Annotated in this window: 15 protein-coding genes; 4 read left to right on the forward strand and 11 right to left on the reverse strand. The window is 51.1% G+C overall.

Annotated elements, in window-relative coordinates:
* Positions 1-52 precede the first annotated feature (52 nt).
* The 6 genes from ABD852_RS19750 to ABD852_RS19775 form a co-directional block, all read right to left on the reverse strand.
* A complete protein-coding gene (locus ABD852_RS19750; protein ID WP_345032074.1) occupies positions 53-253 on the reverse strand; it encodes a hypothetical protein in 201 nt (66 codons plus the stop codon).
* Between the two features lie 131 nt (positions 254-384).
* The gene (gene trmD, locus ABD852_RS19755) at positions 385-1,071 is read right to left on the reverse strand and encodes a tRNA (guanosine(37)-N1)-methyltransferase TrmD (protein WP_345033156.1); all 687 of its coding nucleotides are present in this window, start codon (positions 1,069-1,071) and stop codon (positions 385-387) included.
* Positions 1,061-1,615, reverse strand: coding sequence for a ribosome maturation factor RimM (rimM, locus tag ABD852_RS19760; protein WP_345032075.1), 555 nt, complete (start codon positions 1,613-1,615; stop codon positions 1,061-1,063). The genes trmD and rimM overlap by 11 nt, the downstream gene beginning before the upstream one ends.
* A 143-nt stretch (positions 1,616-1,758) precedes the next feature.
* Positions 1,759-2,325: a 30S ribosomal protein S16 gene (locus ABD852_RS19765; protein WP_345032077.1), complete on the reverse strand. Its 567-nt coding sequence runs from the start codon at positions 2,323-2,325 to the stop codon at positions 1,759-1,761.
* Positions 2,326-2,433: 108 nt separating this feature from the next.
* Positions 2,434-3,468, reverse strand: coding sequence for a uroporphyrinogen decarboxylase (gene hemE, locus ABD852_RS19770; protein WP_345032079.1), 1,035 nt, complete (start codon positions 3,466-3,468; stop codon positions 2,434-2,436).
* Between the two features lie 106 nt (positions 3,469-3,574).
* Positions 3,575-3,967: a DUF1573 domain-containing protein gene (locus tag ABD852_RS19775; RefSeq protein ID WP_345032082.1), complete on the reverse strand. Its 393-nt coding sequence runs from the start codon at positions 3,965-3,967 to the stop codon at positions 3,575-3,577.
* Positions 3,968-4,201: 234 nt separating this feature from the next.
* Here ABD852_RS19775 and ABD852_RS19780 point away from each other — a divergent pair, with 234 nt between their 5' ends.
* Complete coding sequence (locus tag ABD852_RS19780; protein ID WP_345032084.1) at positions 4,202-6,610, forward strand: alpha-ketoacid dehydrogenase subunit alpha/beta; 2,409 nt, start codon at positions 4,202-4,204, stop codon at positions 6,608-6,610.
* Between the two features lie 346 nt (positions 6,611-6,956).
* Positions 6,957-13,016 (forward strand): alpha-2-macroglobulin family protein, encoded by a 6,060-nt coding sequence (locus tag ABD852_RS19785; RefSeq protein WP_345032086.1) that lies wholly within the window; start codon positions 6,957-6,959, stop codon positions 13,014-13,016.
* 42 nt (positions 13,017-13,058) lie between these two features.
* Here ABD852_RS19785 and ABD852_RS19790 read toward each other — a convergent pair whose 3' ends face one another.
* The 4 genes from ABD852_RS19790 to ABD852_RS19805 form a co-directional block, all read right to left on the reverse strand.
* Positions 13,059-14,081, reverse strand: a complete 1,023-nt coding sequence (locus ABD852_RS19790; protein ID WP_345032088.1) for an isoaspartyl peptidase/L-asparaginase family protein — start codon at positions 14,079-14,081, stop codon at positions 13,059-13,061.
* A 132-nt stretch (positions 14,082-14,213) separates the two neighbouring features.
* A complete protein-coding gene (locus ABD852_RS19795; protein ID WP_345032090.1) occupies positions 14,214-14,822 on the reverse strand; it encodes a hypothetical protein in 609 nt (202 codons plus the stop codon).
* A gap of 79 nt (positions 14,823-14,901) precedes the next feature.
* The gene (ychF, locus tag ABD852_RS19800; RefSeq protein WP_345032093.1) at positions 14,902-16,002 is read right to left on the reverse strand and encodes a redox-regulated ATPase YchF; all 1,101 of its coding nucleotides are present in this window, start codon (positions 16,000-16,002) and stop codon (positions 14,902-14,904) included.
* Positions 16,003-16,191: 189 nt separating this feature from the next.
* Positions 16,192-16,515: a DUF3276 family protein gene (locus ABD852_RS19805; RefSeq protein WP_345032095.1), complete on the reverse strand. Its 324-nt coding sequence runs from the start codon at positions 16,513-16,515 to the stop codon at positions 16,192-16,194.
* Between the two features lie 270 nt (positions 16,516-16,785).
* Between ABD852_RS19805 and ABD852_RS19810 the strand changes: the two genes are divergently transcribed.
* Together ABD852_RS19810 and ABD852_RS19815 are read left to right on the forward strand one after the other, a co-directional pair.
* Complete coding sequence (locus ABD852_RS19810) at positions 16,786-17,181, forward strand: septal ring lytic transglycosylase RlpA family protein (RefSeq protein WP_345032096.1); 396 nt, start codon at positions 16,786-16,788, stop codon at positions 17,179-17,181.
* A 15-nt stretch (positions 17,182-17,196) separates the two neighbouring features.
* Entirely contained in the window at positions 17,197-18,111 is a 915-nt protein-coding gene (locus ABD852_RS19815) for a DUF58 domain-containing protein (protein ID WP_345032097.1), read from the forward strand.
* 8 nt (positions 18,112-18,119) lie between these two features.
* On the opposite strand, the gene ABD852_RS19820 is transcribed toward ABD852_RS19815, so the two are convergent.
* Entirely contained in the window at positions 18,120-19,496 is a 1,377-nt protein-coding gene (locus tag ABD852_RS19820; protein WP_345032099.1) for a thioredoxin-like domain-containing protein, read from the reverse strand.
* Positions 19,497-19,499: the final 3 nt, after the last annotated feature.

Below are 19,499 nucleotides of genomic sequence, written 5' to 3' on the forward strand. Positions count from 1 at the left end.
AAAGGTTTGAGCGGTGAGGTATAAGGGTTTTGAGCGGGTGGCGCAGGGCATACTAGCCTGAGCAATGCAGGCATTCTTCCTGGTCGCCGCCTTTTGCCCGGTCGAACTCTCCGAGTTTTTCACGGATTGCCAGGATTTCATCTTCCTTGTCGCAGCGGTCAAATAGCGAAAGCGTCCCGGAATTGACCTCATCTTCCAGGGATTTCAGTTTAAGTCGGAGGTCAAAAACCTCCGGTAATGTTAACGTGGACATATTTGTCGCAGGATTGGTGTTTGAAACGTAACTAACAAATATAAACAATATCGGAAGCATATAGTTTCCATCGTGCGGCGATCCGGGTTAATATTTTACGAGTTCGGTTCCTCTGCCGCCACCCGGATTTGTCAGTTATTGTGATCCTTCAGCAAATCAGGGCGCCTTTTTTGGGTATGGAGAAGCGATTGCTCCATGCGCCAGGCTTCTATATGGGCTTCGTGGCCTGAAAGCAGGATTTCCGGTACTTTATGTCCCTCGAATTCGGCCGGCCGGGTATAAACCGGCGGCGCCAGCAGGTTGTCCTGGAAGCTGTCGCTTAGTGCTGAAGTTTCGTCATTGAGCACGCCCGGGATCAGCCGGATAACGCTGTCGGCGACCACCGCGGCCGGGATTTCCCCACCCGACAGCACATAGTCACCGATGCTTATTTCGCGGGTGATAAAGAGATCTCTGACACGCTGGTCAACCCCCTTGTAGTGGCCGCAAAGCAGGATAATATTTTTCAGAAGGGAAAGACGGTTGGCAGTCGGCTGGTCAAAACGCGCACCATCGGGCGTCATGTAAATAATCTCGTCGTAGGACCTTTCGGATTGCAGTTTCCGGATAACAGCGGCAATAGGTTCTATTTTGAGCACCATTCCGGCCCCGCCCCCGAAGGCGTAGTCATCAACCTGTTTGTGTTTATGGGTGGAATAATCGCGGAGGTCATGTACGACCACCTCGGCATAACCTTTCCTGTACGCACGGTCGAGTATCGAGTGCGAAAAAAAGCTGGTCAGCAAAGAAGGCACGCAGGTGATAATGTCAATCCGCATCATCAGGGGATTTATCGTCGTTTTTGTAAATCTCAAGCAGGCCCTCCGGGAGGTTTACATAAATTTCCCGGGATTCGTGGTTGGCTTTGTCCACAATTTCATCGACGATGGGGATCAGAATTTCATTCCCTTCGTAATCCATAGCGATCAGGTCCTGTGCGTTCGGTGTATAGACCGTCCTGACCTGCCCCAATTTCCCTAATGTTTTATCGACAATGGTATATCCCATGATCTGGTGGTAGTAAAAACCACCGTCTTCCAGGTCGTCCAGCACGTCTTCAGGCAGGTAGAGAGATGAACCGACGAGCGTCTGGGCGACGTCGATATTGTCTATTGTTTCGAGTTTGACGATGGCCTTTCCTTTTTGCTGAATATTGATTTTGGTAACAATGTAAGGAATAAGCTGCCCTTTTGTTTCTACGAAAACAGAATCAAGCTCATCGTAGTCCTGGGGATAGTCGACATCCAGGAAAACCGATATTTCACCTTTCAACCCGTGGGTCTTGACCACATAACCCAGCAGGTAACAACTTTCTTTGTCCATTCCGACGCTATTAAATTTGTATTTCTACACGTTCCCTACAAAAGTAAGGGTTTAAACGGGTTGCCCGAAAAGGGTTGCCTGTCAAAAAAGAAAAGTCTGCGAGGTTCCACCGCGCAGACTTTTCAGAAAATTTCGGGCCTTGACTAAGCTTCAGCTTCTCCTTCGGGAGCCGCTGCTTCGGAAGCAGCCGCTTCAGGAGCAGCTTCTTCACCTTCAGCCTGGGCTTCAGCAACAGGTTCCTCAGCCGGAGCCGGCGTATTTTTCTTTGCCAATTCCTCGATTCTTGCCTGGTTGATTTTGCGCTCCGACTCCATTTTCGCCTCTTTCTCGCCGGCTAGTTTGCTGGCAGAAGCCTGGAGAAGTGCGGCATCTTTATCGCCTTTGCTTTTTTGCCACTCTTCAAACTTCGCGTCGGATTGCTCCTGGGTAATGGCACCCTTGTTTACACCGATCTGAAGGTGTTTACGAAGCAACACGCCTTTTTTCTGTATCAGGGTGCGCGCGGTATCAGTCGGCTGAGCCCCGTTAAAAAGCCATTTTACCGCGCTGTCAACGTTCAATACTACGTCCGCGGGATTTGTGTTCGGGTTGTAAGTTCCCAGTTTTTCAATAAAGCGACCATCACGTGGTGCTCTGGCATCAGCTACTACGATGTCATACATCGCTCTTTTTTTGCGTCCACGACGCGCTAATCTGATCTTAACAGCCATTGTTACAGTTTGTTAGGTTGGGATCTCGTCCCGATGTGTTTTTAATTAGGGTGCAAAGGTAATGGATTGTGTCCCAATTATATAGCGACGAGCCCGAAAAATTTGATTTTAAGGTTGGGTAGCCCTGAATTCCCTGACCGTTTCTATGAAACAACGCACTTTGTCCGGATCGGTGTCCGGGTAAACGCCGTGCCCCAGGTTGGCAATGAACGGGTGACTTCCGAACGCTTCCAGCATCGATCGCGTCTGCTTCCGGATTTCATCATAAGAGGCATACAGGACGCATGGATCAAGGTTGCCCTGCAGCGTTTTGCCCGGGATCAGCTGCCTGGATTCAGCGATATCCATATTCCAGTCCAGCCCCACCACCGAGCAATTCAGCTCTCCGATGCTTTTCCTAGCAAAGAAGGCGCCCTTGGCAAAAACGGTAACCGGAACCTCGGTAATGGCGTCACAAATCTGCTTCAGGTAAGGAAGTGAGTAAGCCTGGTAATGTTCCGGTGACAGAACGCCCGCCCACGAGTCGAAAAGTTGAACCAGGTCTACCCCTGCATTTACCTGGGCCTTGAGATAACGGATGGTGCTGTCAGTAATCATCTGGAGCAAATGATGGGCCAGCTCAGGATCGGAATAGAGGATTTTTTTTGCTACCGAAAAAGTCTTGCTCCCCTTCCCTTCCGTCATGTAGCAGAAAATCGTGAACGGCGCCCCGGCGAAACCGATGAGCGGAACCCGCTCCTGCAGCCTTGACTTTGTAATTTTTATCGCATTAAGTACATATGACAGGTCCTTTTCCGGGTCCGCGATCCGCAGCCGTGCCAGGTCGGATTCGGTTTGAATGGTTTCCGGGAAATTGGGCCCCTTTTGCTCAACCATTTCGTACGGCAAACCCATCGCTTCCGGAATTACAAGGATGTCAGAGAAAATGATCGCAGCATCTACCCCGAGAATGTCAACGGGTTGTATGGTTACTTCAGCGGCGAGTTCCGGGTTGCTGACAAGATTGATAAAGCTGCCGGCTTCCTGCCTTACAGCCCTGTATTCCGCAAGAATGCGGCCCGCCTGGCGCATAAGCCAAACAGGAGGTCGACTGGTGGCCTCACCTCTGGCAGCACGCAGTAATAGGTCGTTTTGCAATTTCATGCCGCAAAGGTAGCAAAACCCAAAGAAGAAACCCCGCTTTACCGGCCTTTCCGGTAGAGCGGGGTTTCTTTTATAAAATCTCAAGGGCCGCAGCCCGTATCCGCAATTATTTCGCCGCGGATGCCACTGCTTTTTTCTCTACTTCACCTTTCAGGAAAAGCGTGATGGTAGGGGTTTCAGCGTTGCTGGTAACGGTAATACTTTTGTTGAAAGGGCCCGGCGCAGCAGCGTTGAACACCGCCTTGATGGTTCCGGTTTTTCCCGGAGCTACCGGGGCTTTGGTATATTCAGGTGTCGTGCAACCGCAGGTCGCTTTCACCTCGGAGAGTATAATGGGCGTGCTACCGGTATTGGTAAATACGAAATCGGTAGAAACAGGTGTTCCCTGGGGAATTTTTCCAAAATTGTGGGTTTCCTCCTTGAACTTCATAACTCCCTGTGCAAAACCGGCTCCGATGGCAACAAGGAAGAAAACAGGAATTAAGATAAGTTTTTTCACGGTCTAAAGAAAACGTTTATGATGAAAAGATCGTTTTAACATTTAAAACAGAAAACAATTGGAAATTGTTGCTCCCGAAGGGCGTAAATTTAAATTAAATATTTGGGATACACGCAATTTTCATACGTTTCTGAATTATTTGAGATTTTGAGTGGATATTTTTTTTGGCCATTCACCTTTTTGACCTTAATTTGAAGTTAGTTGGAAGTAAAAATCACCCCTGTTAATAAAAAGATGACCTTCAACGAATCCTTACTCGAAAACGATACCCTGGTGAAGGACAAGGTGTTGCACGATTATCGTGTAGCGGTTGAAAGCCGGGCGGTCGCGGTGCAGGGAAGAAGGGACGTGATGGGAGGAAGGGCGAAATTTGGAATTTTCGGCGACGGAAAGGAAGTGGCGCAGGTGGCCCTGGCCAGCGTTTTTCAGAAAGGCGATTTTCGCTCCGGTTATTACAGAGACCAGACCATAGAGCATTACCTGGGGAATCTTACCTGGCAACAACTGTTTTCGCAGATTTACGCACACACCGACCTGACCTACGAACCGCATACCGGAGGCAGGTCCATGAATGGTCATTTTGCAACCCGGTGGATAGATGATAATGGCAATTGGCTTAAGCAGAATGATTTATATAATTCTGTTTGTGACATCTCCCCTACCGCAGGACAGATTCCGAGGTCGGTAGGACTGGCTTATGCCTCCAAGTTATACCGGGAGAACCCTGCATTGGCTTACCTGGAGAACTTTTCACGCAAAGGAGATGAAATCGTATTCGCCACGATAGGTGACGCTTCTACTTCCCAGGGGATGTTCTGGGAGACCATGAACGCCGCCGGTGTGTTGCAGGTACCCCTGCTGATGTCCGTTTGGGACGATGGTTACGGAATTTCCGTGCCGGTTTCCTACCAGACAACCAAAGGAAGTATTTCCGAAGCGTTATATGGTCTGAAGCGTGAAGAGGGTATTCCCGGCATTGAGATCTTTAAAGTCGCCGGCTGGAATTACCCTGAACTGGTAGAGACTTACAGGCTCGCAGCCCAAATTTGCAGGAAGGAACAAGTGCCCGTACTGGTGCATGTGGATGAGCTTACGCAGCCCTCGGGGCATTCGTCCTCCGGCTCTCATGAGCGATATAAAACCAGGGAGCGCCTGGATTGGGAAGCGAGGTTTGACTGCAATGTCAAATTCAGGACCTGGATTCTTCAGAACGGCTTCGGAACCGAAGAAGAACTGGAGCAGATTGAAAATCAAGCCAAAGAAACGGTAAAGGCCGCGCGCGATACGGCCTGGTCTGCCTACAGGCTTTCTTATAAGGAAGACCAGGAGGCGATAATTTCCCTGCTTAAAACTGCCGTTGGCGAGTCGCGGCACAAGGAGGAACTGAAGGCGATCCTCAAGCAGCTTTCCGCGGTACAATATCCCATCCGGCGGGACTTTCTGCATGCAGCCGTCCGCGCGCTGCAGGTATTGCGGGATGAAAATACGACGGCCCGGAATGAGCTGAAACGTTGGTTGGAGAATGCGAAACGGGCTAACGAAGAGCGGTTCAATACGTTTTTGTATGCGAGTGGTGCGCAGTCGCCGTTAAATGTTGAGGAAGTTCCCCCCGTATATGATGCCGAGCCTGCCAAGGTGGACGGACGCGAAATTATCCGTGACTATTTTGATGCCCTGTTCGCCAGGGATCCGCGGGTGGTCGCGTTGGGAGAGGACATCGGATTGATCGGTGATGTCAACCAGGGATTTGCCGGGCTCCAGGAAAAGCACGGGGAAATCCGGATTACAGATACCGGGATCCGGGAGACTACGATAATAGGCCAGGGAATTGGACTCGCGATGCGCGGTTTACGGCCTGTGGTTGAAATCCAGTATTTTGATTATACTTATTATACTTTAGCTACGCTTACCGACGATCTCGCCTGCCTGAGATACCGGACTGCCGGTGGGCAGCAGGCGCCGTTGATCATCCGTACCAGGGGTCACAGGTTGGAAGGAATCTGGCACTCAGGCTCTCCGGTGGGCACCATGTTGTCCAGTCTCAGGGGCCTGCATGTGGCAGTTCCGCGGAATTTTACGCAGGCTGCGGGTCTGTATAATACGCTTTTTAAAGGTATGGACCCCGCCCTGGTGATAGAACCGCTGAATGCCTACCGTCAAAAGGAGCTGCGACCGGCCAACCTCGGCGACTACTGTCTGCCGCTTGGTAAACCTGAAGTACTGCGCGAAGGGAAGGACCTTACCATTGTGACCTATGGGGCAATGTGCCGGATCGTGCTTGAAGCGGCCGCGCAATTGGCGGAGGTCGGTGTTGACGTCGAGGTAATCGATGTCCAGACTTTGCTGCCATTCGATATTGACCACCGGATCGTTGAATCCGTTAAAAAGACCAACCGGGTTATTTTTGCCGATGAAGACGTGCCCGGAAGCGCAAGTGCCTATATGATGCAGCAGGTGCTGGAGGGACAGAATGCCTATCGCTGGCTGGATGCCGCCCCCCAGACAATCAGCGCCAAAGCACATCGCCCGGCCTATGGATCAGACGGCGACTATTTTTCAAAACCCAACGCCGACGAAATTTTTGAGCGCGCCTATAGCCTCATGCGGGAGTCGGCCCCCGGAAAATTCCCAGCGATATTTTAGCGGGTGCCGACAGGTACAAAACGGCATTTGGTGACTGTTTTTGGGCTTTTGCCCGGTGTCGGAGCCGCAGGTCGGTCGCTGAGCCGTGTGTGGATTTCGTTTTTCAAAAAAGAGAGACGGGCCCGGCCCCATGCCCGTCCCGGTCGCGAAATCAGGACGCTGCCACCCGAAAACAAAGCCGCAAATTTAAACTGCAAAGGGAAATTAAGCTTTTGCCTACAACTTTTGTCAATAGCAGCGAATCTTAGAAACAACGGAGCGTTATTTGTACCTTACAAGGGCCACAAAGCGTTTTGAACAAAAATTTCCGCCGACCGGATCGATCATCAACAGTAACCACAACAAGATGAACCAACACACCCGCATTATTCTCTTTTTTACACTTCTGATTGCGATTATGCCAGCTTTGGGACAGCAATCCATCCGGAACTATGAAACGGAATGGAAGAAAGTAGACAATTTTATAGGCAAGGGCCTGCCACAGTCTGCTTTGACAGAGGTAGACAAAATTTATGCGCTTGCAAAAAAGGAAAAGCAGGACGCGCAGATAATCAAGGCACTGGTAAAACGGCTGAGCCTCCAGGGAGAATTAAGGGAAGATGACCGGCAATACACCGTGCGGTCGCTACAGGAAGAAATAAGTGCCGCCAAAGAGCCGGCGCGGTCTGTTTTGTACGCAATTCTTGCCGATGCTTACCGCAACCAGTACCAGTCCATGCGGTGGCAGATTATGAGCAGGACCAATGTACCGGGAGCACGCTCATCAGATACCGAAACGTGGACAACCGCTGATTTCATGGAGGCGATAGGGGAAAGTTATCTGAAGTCGATAGCAAACGAGACTGTCCTGAAATCGACGAAACTGGAACCCCTGGATGCCATTATCACCAAAGGAAATACCAGAAGCCTCCGCCCTACCCTGTTTGATTTGCTGGCGCACAAAGCGCTTGATTTTTTTGAAAACGATGAGCGTAACGTTACGAAACCCGCATACGCCTTTGAGTTGGGACAGCCGGAAGTATTTGCGGACGCTGCGGCTTTCAGCAACTTTGAATTCCGTACAAAAGATACGCTTTCCCTCGACTACCAGGCTTTGGGGATTTACCAGCGGCTCCTGAAGTTTCATTTGAAAGACGCCAAGCCTGCCGCGCTTTTGGATGCCGACATCCGGCGTTTGGGGTATGTTTACAGGAAGTCGGTACACCCCGACCGGGATGCGCTGTACCAGGAGGCACTCAAAAATATTGCACAAAAATACCGGTCTGAGCCGGGTTCTGCTCAGGCTTCCTACCTCCTGGCGCAATGGTACGTACAGAAAGCCGGGGAGTACCAGCCTTTCGGCGATACGTCACATCGGTTTTCTGCAGTAACGGCCTATAAGATAGCCGATTCCGTGAGTAAGAAGCACCCGGATTCAGAGGGAGGAATTAATCTTTTCAACCTGAAACAGTCTATTGTTATCCCGCAATTGTCGTTCAACGTCGAAAAGGTGAACTTACCTGATCAGCCGATTTTGATGCTGCTGTCCTATAAAAACAGTCAAAAAGCAAATTTCCGACTGGTAAAAGCCACCGGGAGATTGCGGGAAATTGAGCAGAAGGAGGGGCAGGCCAGGCTATGGCAGGTATTGAAATCCGAACCGGCCCTGCGCACCTGGGAACAGGCGCTTCCGGATACGAAAGACTACCAGCACCACCGGGTCGAACTGAAGGTCGATCCGCTTGGAATCGGAACTTATTACCTGACGGCTTCCGGCGGGACGGGCGCGGGTACACCGCAGTCGATAGCGCGGCTTTCCGTATCGAACCTTTCATTTGTTAACCGCGGAGCCGATTATTTTGTGCGCCACCGCGATAGTGGAGCACCCCTGGAAGGAATACAGGTACAGGTCTGGCGGCAGCGCTATGACAACACTACTCATTCCTATAAGCGTGAAAAAGCCGGCACATTCAAAACCGACGCAGACGGTTATTTCAGCCTTCAGCACGATAGCAGCACCTCGGGCGGAGGGACGTTCCTGGAGTTGTCCGGAAAAGGCGATCATTTATTGATTGACGACCAGCAGTACCTCTATACCAACAGGGAGCCTGGGATAAGCAATGATATACAGACGATGTTTTTTTTTACCGACCGCTCCATTTACCGGCCAGGTCAGGAAGTACATTTCAAAGGAATTCTGCTTAACAAAAAAGCCGGGGAGAGCCGGTCGTCCATCGTGGTTTCGAAGCCTGTAACCGTGCAGCTTTTCGACGTAAACGGACAGGTAACTGATACGCTGGACATTACCACCAATGAATTCGGCACGGTTTCGGGAAAGTTTTTATTGCCGGTGACGGGGCTTACCGGCAATTTCAGGATTGAGGCCAAACAGATCGGCGGAGCCGCGGCATTCAGTGTGGAGGACTATAAAAGACCTCGTTACAAGGTTGAGATTGAGAAGCCTGCTATCGGCGTAAAGCTGGCAGAAACCATACCGGTCAGCGGCCAGGCCAAGGCGTTCGCAGGAAACCCGATTGATGGGGCTATAGTCAAATACCGGGTGGAACGTGCGGTACGCTTCCCCTACCCCTGGCGGTTTGCCAAAGGTTGGTGGCCCGTTTCTCCCCCTGTACAGATTACCGGCGGGGAGACGGTTACCGATGCCGAAGGACGTTTTACGATCAGTTTTCAGGCGATTCCTGACAAATCCGTTTCTCCTGATAAGGATCCGGTTTTTGACTATGTGGTCTATGCGGATGTAACCGATGCAGCCGGAGAAACGCGATCTGCCCGGCAGGTAGTATCGGCCGGCTACAAACCAATGGTTCTGAAAGTGAACATTCCAGAAAAAGCAGAACGCGACAGTCTCGCGACGTTGGCTGTTCGTACTGAGAACGCCAACGGTGGATTTCTTCCGGCGAATGTGACGCTGACGGTGCGAAAACTGGTACCCGAAAGCCGGCTGTTGCGTCAGCGACAATGGGAGCGCCCGGATCAGTTTGTACTGGCCAGGGCCGATTTTGTGAAATTGTTCCCGTTGGATGAATATGATGACGAAGCGAATCCGGCAAGCTGGCAAAAAGGGGAAGAAGTGCTGAAAGTAAGCAGGGAAATGAATGAGAGCGGAAAGTGGCCCCTAGCAAATACAGAATTGCCAGCAGCAGGTTTTTATGAGCTGGAATTCGTGACCACCGCCCCGGATGGACAGGAGGTAAAGGATGTAAGGCGAATCGAAGTCGTGGATTCAAAGGAGGAAAAACCGGGCCGGCCGGCTTTTCTCTGGACCAGGGAGAGCAAACCGGTCGCCCCGGGTGGCAATGCTGTAATTCAGTTGGGCACAAGCGCAGAAAAGATATACCTCATTCAACTGGTGGATAAAATGAACGGCAACCGCCGGAAGGGAAGCCGGACTTTCCCGACACAGGAGAAAGGAGTTGAAACTTACCGGTTCCCTGTAACGGAAGATGACCGGGGAGGTTATGGCGTCGATTTTGTATTTGTTAGAAATAACCGGGTGTACCAGCACCACGAGAAGGTTAGTGTTCCAAGTGATGACAAGGAGCTGAAAATAACTTACGGTACCTTCCGCGATAAGACATTGCCGGGAAGCCAGGAGAAATGGACGCTGACCGTTGCGGGAGCGAAGGGTGAACGGGTTGCCGCAGAATTGCTGGCGGCGATGTACGATGCATCGCTGGACGAGTTCCGCGGGCATCAGTGGGAAAAACCCGTCGTCTGGCCGGGGTATTACCCGCTCCAGTTCTGGGCTTTTAACGGGTCATTCGGTACGCGGTTCTCCCAACCGGTTAGCGATGGCGGTCCCCGCTCCTATCGTAATTTCGAAAAACGATACGATGTATTGAACTCCCTGGACGGGTTCGGTGGGGGTATGATGGTCCGGAATATGGTTACCGGCAAGGCTGCACGAGGCGGGGTCATCGCGGAAAGCCGCTCCGAAAGCATGATGGCTGCACCGATGGAACAGGGAATAGCCGCTGATGCGACAAGTAAAAAGGTAGAGTACTCGAAAGATTTCAGCGGGCGGGAGGAAGCGCAAAACCAGGTATCCGGAGACCAGCCCACCCGGAAGGATTTCAGGGAAACCGCATTTTTCTATCCCGATCTGAGGGTGTCTGACGACGGTTCCGTTACCTTTTCCTTTACCATGCCCGAAGCGCTTACCCGTTGGAAATTTCAAGCCTTTGCCCATACGAAGGAGCTTGCCTTCGGGTTAAGCACTAAAGAGATCGTCACACAGAAGGAGTTGATGATACAGCCCAATATACCGCGGTTTCTGCGGGTAGGCGATCAATTGTCTATTGCGGCACGTTTTGTCAACCTTTCGGATAAACCCCTGAGCGGAAAGGCGGAGATCAGTATTCTGGATGCGGCCACGGGGGCTTCTCTCAACGGGAAATTCGGTACAGGAACGAGCGAAACGACGTTTAGCGTTGCAGCAGGTCAAAGCAGCGCTGTTTCCTTTCCGCTGACAGTTCCGGTTGAAAGCACCGAGCCGGTGGTTATCCGGTTGATAGCCGTCGCCGGTGATTTCCAGGACGGCGAGGAACATACGGTTTCCGTCCTCACCAACCAGATGTTGGCTACCGAAACACTGCCGTTGTCAATGCGCGGTACCGGGAGTAAGTCTTATACCTTGGAAAAGCTGGTACGCAGCAAGCCCGGCGGTACGCTGAGAAATCATGCATTGACGGTTGAATACACCGGGAACCCGGTTTGGTATGCGGTGCAGGCACTTCCTTACCTGATGGAGTATCCCTACGACTGCGCCGAACAGACCTGGAACCGCTACTATGCCAACGCTCTCTCCCGGCATCTCGTAACGAGCTCGCCGCGAATTGAGCAAGTGTTCAAGACCTGGCGCGATCTCGATACCAGTGCGTTGCTATCCAATTTACAAAAGAACCAGGAGCTTAAAGCGCTTCTGCTCGAGGAAACACCCTGGGTGCTTGCCGCGAAGAGCGAAGCGGAGCAAAAGCGTAACCTTGCCCTTTTATTTGACCTTGTACGCATGAAATCGGAGGCGGCCGGCGCATTACTCAAGTTGCAGAAAATGCAGCGGCCAGAGGGCAGTTTTCCGTGGTTTGCAGAAGGACCCGATGACCGGTATGTGACGCAATACATACTTTCGGGCATAGGGCACCTGGGCAAGCTGGCAAAACCTTCGGGTGACGACGAGCAGGTTTTAAGCCAGGTAATCGCCCGCGGACTGTCCTACCTCGACAGCCGGATAACCCGGGACTATCGTGAGATGGTGGAGAGAAAGGTGGATTTGAAAAAGTATGTGCCTTCGCCGCTGATTGTGCAGTACCTGTATATGCGCAGCTTCTTCCCACAAGTGGAGTTCGCTTCAGGAACTAAAAAAGCGCATGACTATTTCGTGGAGCGGCTCGCGGCAAGCTGGACGGGACAGGGTAAGTACCTGCAGGCGATGACCGCGCTGGCGCTTTCCAGGACAGGAAATAAAACGGTTGCCGCTGCCATTATGAAATCGCTGAAAGAGACTGCTATCCGTAGCGAGGAGCTTGGGACCTATTGGAAGTCCGCACGTCGCACCTGGTGGTGGCAGGATGCGCCGGTCGAGCAGCATGCCCTGTTGATCGAAGCATTTGAAGAAGTTGCGGCAGACCGGGAAATGGCAGACGGGATCAGAGGCTGGCTACTTGCCAACAAGCGTACCAATAGTTGGGAAAGCACCAAAGCCACTGCCGAGGCATGTTACGCACTGTTACTCGGCGGGAGCGACTGGCTGAACGACAACCCTGTGGTAACAGTTGTAATGGGTGACAGGACCCTCTCTTCCGCCGATGGAAAAGAGGCCGGAACCGGGTATATGAAGACTAGTATCCCAGGTGAGGAGGTGAATGCCGGACAGGGTAATATCAAACTGTCTGTTTCCGGAAGTGAAACGGTCAAGGGGCGCCCCTCCTGGGGCGGTGTTTACTGGCAATATTTCGAAAACCTTGACAAAATCACTTTTTCGGAAACGCCGCTGAAGATGAAAAAGAAGCTGTATACCCGTGAGAACAGCGACCGTGGCCCGGTCTTAAAAGAGCTAGCAGCCGGCAACCGGGTTAAAGTGGGTGACAAGCTGACGGTCAGAATAGAACTTTCGGTGGACCGGGATATGGAGTATGTCCATATGAAAGACATGCGTGGTGCCGGCCTGGAACCGGTAAATGTACTTAGCAGCAACAAATGGCAGGACGGGCTGGCTTACTATGAGTCTACCCGCGATGCAGCTACCCACTTTTTCTTTAGCTACCTGCCCAAAGGGACCTATGTTTTCGAATATCCGCTGACGGTTTCTCACCAGGGCAATTTCAGCAACGGGGTTACCACCATACAGTGCATGTATGCGCCAGAATTCACAGCGCATTCGGAAGGGATAAGGTTGACGGTGGAATAGAAAGCAGAGGGGCGCTGCGGAAACCGAATCGCCGCGGCGTCCCTAAAAATAGCTTTGGGCGTGCCGGAGCGTATTTTCTTCTCCTTCGACAGTTACCGTGTAGCTGAAACCGGGCTGTACGGAAAATGCACCCGTTTCGCCCTTTTTATTGACTGCGATAAAACCCACCTGGAATGATTTGGCACGTGTTTCGTCCCGCCCGACAATTCTTTGGATGGCTTTTTTGCACGCCGTGAGCGGGCTGTCTCCATTCCGCATAAATTCCACTACCAAATGTGCGCCGGCGACCCGGATTACCTCTTCGCCCTGTCCTGAACAGGTAACAGCGCCTACCCGGTTGTCTACGAAAAGACCGGCGCCGATGATAGGGGAATCCCCTACCCGGCCGCGCATTTTGAAGCCCATGCCGCTGGTCGTGCACATGCCCGACAGGTCGCCGTTTTGGTCAATTGCCAGCGTGCCCATGGTGTCGTGGTTAAAATGGCCGTTTTCCAGTTTTTTAGGCGCATCGGCATTTTTTCCCGGCGTGTTTTTTTGGTTTTCGATATTGATAACCGGCTTATATTCGGCTTTTTTCAACCATTTTTTATAGCTTTTTTCCGCCTCTTTGGAGAGGCTTGCCGGTTCAAGGGGAAACCCGCTGGCCACGGCAAACTGCTGTGCACCTGAACCAACCAGCATCACATGCGGCGTGGTTTCCATCACTTTGCGCGCTACGGAAACGGGATGTTTGATGCGCTCCAGGAAGGCAACGGAGCCGATATTGGCCTTCTCATCCATAATACAGGCATCGAGGGTAACAAACCCGTCGCGGTCGGGGTTGCCCCCCAGCCCTACGCAGCAGCTGAGCTCATTTTCAATAGCGATACCGGCCTGCTCGACGGCGTCCAGCGCGCGACCGCCGGCAGTGAGGACCTCCCAGGCCGCAGTATTGGCGGTTTTCCCGGAGTCCCAGGTCGAAATAACGAGCGGCTTTACGGAGTCGGAAGGTGTATTGAGGGATAATCCCGGGAATGAAAAGGCGGACCAGCGAAGGAACGACCGGCGGGAAAACAGGTGCTTCATGCCATTTAGTTTGCTTACTGAACAAAATGTGGAATTTTAAATTTATTTAAAAAGTACACATTTTCCAATATGGCCCAATGGAAATGAAGGGAAACTGCCCGGAAAAGAGGGAAAATGGATGTGAAAAAAGCTTCAATAAGTCTGCAAGACTCTTATTTTATTCTTTTTCCCGAGCTTAATCGAGTGGAAGCTGAATTTGTAGCAGATCAGGCCTGTAGCGACCAGGGCGCCGCTTACAATCAGGGTTTGCGGATCGGTAGTAAAGCGTTTCCCGTCGACTCCCCGGTTAAAGAAGTCGGCTCCCAGGTAAACCAGGCCGGCGAGCGGGAGCATAATGCTACCCTCCGTGACCCATGGGATCCGGTTGGTGGCTTTAATAAGGCGAATGTCATTGAGGGCTACTTCGCGGTGTTCCATTCTTCCAACCGCCTCATTTACAAGTACAAAAGTAAATGTGGTGTCGGTAATGATGCCGATTTGCTCATTGAATTTCGTGGTGGAATTTTTGAGCCTGAACCGGATTTGCTCGCCCGGGAAATAACGGTACCGCTGGTAGCCGCCAAAGAGTGAAAAATGATCGACAATGAGGTATCGTTCTCCGGGTCTTGTGACCAGCCTTGTTCCCTTTTGCTTGATCAGGAGCTCGTCGCTGTCGAGCGCCTCCAGCCGGTTATAGGCGTCTTGTGAAAAAGCGTTGAAACCACTCAGAAGCAGGAGGAGAATGACCAGACGAGGAACCATAGCGGACGGTATTGTGTGTAAGGAAAACGTCCGCCGGGGGCATTATGTTGTCACCGGCGGGCCTGCGTGCCCAAATTGTTCAGACATTGAACCTGAAATGCATAATATCGCCGTCTTCCACTACGTATTCCTTCCCTTCAACCGCCATTTTCCCCGCTTCCTTTACCCCTGCTTCGGTTTTGTACAATTCGTAGTCGGGAAGCTTGATTACCTCGGCCCTGATAAACCCTTTTTCGAAGTCGGTATGGATCACACCCGCGGCCTGCGGCGCTTTCCAGCCCCTGTGGATGGTCCAGGCGCGAACTTCTTTAACACCGGCAGTGAAGTAGGTAATCAGCTGCAGGAGTTGATAGGAAGCGCTGATGAGCCGGTCCAGTCCAGATTTCGTCAATCCGAATTCTTCCAGGAATAGCTGCCTTTCTTCAGGATCATCCATTTCGGCGATCTGAGATTCAATGGCGGCGCAAAGCACAATCACTTCGGCATGTTCAGCGGCGGCAACTTCTCTCAGCTTTTCCGAATACTGGTTACCGGTAAGCATGGAGCCTTCATCTACATTGGCGACGTAAAGAACGGGCTTCACAGTAAGCAGGTGCAGATCCCCGATTGCCGCATCCCTGTCTTTGGGATCAATATTAAGCGAGCGGGCATTTTTTCCGGCTTCCAATGTAGTTTTGTATTGCTTCAGGATATCCAACTCGGCTTTTGCCCGGGCATCTCCTACCCTGGCAGCCTTGTCTATCCGCTGTATTTTCTTGTCGACTGACTCAAGATCTTTCAGCTGGAGCTCTGCGTCGATAATTTCTTTGTCAAAAACAGGATCTACCCTACCCTCGACGTGGACAATATTATCGTCTTCGAAACATCTGATCACATGAACGATGGCGTCTACCTCCCGGATATTGGCCAGGAATTTATTTCCGAGCCCGGCGCCCTGGCTGGCCCCTTTCACCAATCCGGCGATGTCTACAAATTCGATAATGGTAGGCAGAACCCGCTGCGGATTGACCAGTTTGGTAAGTATGTCCAGCCGTTCGTCAGGTACCGTAACCACGCCAACGTTGGGCTCTATGGTACAGAACGGGTAGTTGGCGGCTTCTGCTTTGCCGGTTGAAATAGCATTAAAAAGGGTTGATTTACCAACATTGGGCAGCCCTACTATACCGCATTGTAAACTCATGATCCAGATTGCTGAAGCGTAATTTTATAAATCAGGGTGCAAATTTAGCGATTTTACCTGATAATCCGGTGGCTAACCCGTGAAGTTGTAAAAAGGGCGGGTGGTTGACGCCAGGATCGGCTTCAACCTAAAAAGCCCTCGGGGTTGAGCCGAGGGCAACATGTCAAGCGCAATTGGGATGGCTATGGGTTATTCCCACTTTAGTCCAGTCTCCCCGGACACCTCATCATACTGCTCTTCCGACCGGGCAAACTGCGAAAAGTCAACCTCGGGCATCAACTCGTTTTTAACGTGGTCTACAGTTTCCTGCAATGCCTCCACGAATTTGTCAAAGTCCTCCTTGTACAAAAACATCTTGTGCTTTTCGTACGTGAAGCCTTCACCCTGCTGGTGACGACGACTTTCTGTGATAGTCAAGTAGTAGTCGTTGGAGCGAGTTGAGCGAACATCAAAGAAATAGGTGCGTTTCCCTGCTCTAACCCTTTTGGAGTAGATTTTCTCTCTGTCTTCCACTTAAATTTAAATTTGATGTAAATGCTTTTCCGAATGCTAATTTAGAGAAGTTTACGAAATGCAAAAAATTTATTGCACGAAAACGCCATTAATTTGACTGTAAGGGGTGGCGGAGCGAACCGGGCGAAGGATATTGGGTTGATCCGGGAACTTTTTTGGTATATTTGCCGCGAGTCTGACATTTCTAAAGGAAACTGGAAGCGGGGTGGGCAACGGTAAAAGTCTGAAAATATGATCTACTCAACCATTTTACTTGGTTTTACAACCCTTTTGACCTTATTATCATCTCCCTGGGCGACTACCGCCGAGGTGACCATCCACGGAAAGGCTTCTTATTACTCCCGGCGTTTCGAAGGTAAAAAAACTGCCTTCGGAGAAGTATTCAGAAACCGGCTTTTTACAGCGGCGCACCGTACTTTTCCCCATAATACCTTACTGGAGGTTGTAAACCTCAAAAACGGCCGGAATGTAGTGGTACGGGTGAATGATCGCGGTCCGTGGAAAAAAAGCCACCTGATAGACGTCAGCGAAGCTGCTGCAAAGGAGCTGGGAATGATCCGGAGCGGAGTGGGGGACGTTCAGGTGAGGGTAGTGGGCGCGGAAGGTAAGCTTTTCGAACACGAACGTGAATGCCTCGCCGAGGTGATGCAACCGAACTCACGGTAATAGCCAAACGAAAGAATGTCGAGCCGTAACTGGGATTTAGGGACGATAAGGTCTTATGGTAACCTCGAATTCCTGGCCAAACAGCTTGTTGAAGGATTTATTACAGGCCTGCACAAGTCTCCGTTTCATGGGTTTTCCGTAGAATTTGCGGAACACCGCCTGTATAATACCGGCGAAAGCACACGCCATATCGACTGGAAGGTATTTGGTAAAACGGACAAGCTTTTTGTTAAGCGGTTCGAAGAGGAAACCAATCTGCGCTGCCAGTTGCTGCTGGATGTCTCGTCTTCAATGTATTACCCGCTTGAAGGGTACGGAAAAGTTACCTTCAGCGCGGTAGCGGCCGCGTCGCTCGCAGTGCTGCTCCAGAAGCAGAAAGATGCGGTCAGTCTTTGTACTTTTTCGGACCGGATCGAAACCCAGACACCGGTAAAGTCTACCCCTTCGCACGTTCACAAAATCCTGCTGTCGCTCCAGGCACTGCTTGAGAAGCCGAAGCCGCAGAAGAAAACAGCGGTAGCGACGGTCCTGCACGAAATTGCTGAGAAGATACACAAACGCTCACTGGTGGTACTTTTCTCCGATATGTTCGGGGATATTGAGAATTCCCCGGCCCTGTTTTCTGCGCTGCAGCACCTTCGCCATAATCTCCACGAGGTTTTGCTGTTCCATGTCACCGACCGCAAAACAGAATTGGATTTTTCTTTTGAGGAGCGCCCGTATGAGTTTGTGGATGTGGAGTCCGGGGAGGCAGTAAAGCTCCAGCCGGCGCAGGTCCGTGCCATCTACCGGGAAAGGTTGAATGCCTATTACACCGACCTGAAGCTGAAGTGCGGCCAGTATAAAATCGACCTGATCGAGGCGGATATTTCGGAGGGAATCGAGCCGATTCTTACCAATTACCTGGTGAAACGATCCAAAATGAGGTAGTTTAAGGTCTATTTCCGGCTTCTGCGCTGGTAGAAGCTGAGGAAGTCGTCCAGTTGCTCGACCGGCATCTTACGCGCTATGATGCGCTTGTTTTCATCAAGCACATAAACGGTCGGTGTGGACAGGACATCAAATTTATTCCGGAAGTCAATTTGCCCGCTGAAGTCATAACCGTTGATCAAATCGCCGGTTTTTTGTTCCGCAATAAACTTTTTCCATTCCTCTTCCGAATTTTCAGTAGCGACGGCGAGTACTTTTACCTGCTCGGCTTTTCGTTTCCGGGCAAATTCCAACAGTTTCGGGGCCGATTCCTTACAGTGGCCGCAGGTGGGAGAGTAGAAGAATATTACAAAATATTTGGCGCTCTGGGGACCCAGTGAAAGCGGTTTTTTTTGCGGGTCCCAGACCTGTATTTCGGGGAATACTTTTCCAACCAGTAGTGGTTTCAGCACATTGACACGCTCCCCGATACGCCTGCGCCCGTCTTCGGAAAGTGAAATTTCACCCCCCAGGTAATATTTTTCCGCCATGTGTACGAAAACAGCTTCGGTACCTACGGTTTTCGGATTTTCGTATTCTGCTGCAAAATAACGGATGAGGTAGTGACGGAAATCCTTGTTTTTTGAACGGTTGATCAGCGCTTCCGCCTCTTTTATCAGGGAGTCGGGTGTTTGAACCACCAGGTTTTTGACGTACTGCTCCATTTTAGGCTGTAGAATAGGGGTTCTCAGCAGCCGGTCGTCGTTAAAATCGATTTGATCCCAGTAATGGTTCTTGTAGTAATTAAATACCCAGGTAGAGTCGTCCTTTCCGTTTGGCAGTTTGGGCGCCGGCGGAACCTGGGGCCCTTCAATAGCCTTCAGGAATTTAGAGGCAAGTAGTTCCGGGTGCTTTTGTATGGATTCTTTCCGGTAGGTTTCCATGTCTTCTCTCAGATTTACGGCATCAGGAGCATTTTTATCAGCCATTTTGCCGAGTTTCTCCATCTGCTTGTTGAGGGTTTGCTGAAAAGAGTAAAAAAACTCGTTTTCTTTGGAATTGGCGACAACCATGTGGTCAATGATATCGCTGGTATCCGAGGTCATGGAAAAGCGCGGTTCCTTCCCGGAATAGACCATTTCGGCCCATTTAGCATTGCCCGGAAGCAGGATGAGGTAAATTCCCCCCGGCAGTGACTCACCGGAGAAAACCATTTTCCCGTCTGCATCGACACGGGCGGTATCTTTTGAAATGAACGATGTCCTGCTCTGGTTATAGTGACCCAGCACGCACGTGGTGTCCCGGAGGCCTTTTAATGTAACTGTAATTTCGTACCCGGATTGTGCCCGGGCCGCAATAAGTGAGAGTGACAGCAAACAACTCCCGAAAATCAACCTCAGTTTCATAAT

This window comes from Ravibacter arvi (assembly GCF_039540405.1).
Taxonomy (GTDB): Bacteria; Bacteroidota; Bacteroidia; order Cytophagales; family Spirosomataceae; genus Ravibacter; species Ravibacter arvi.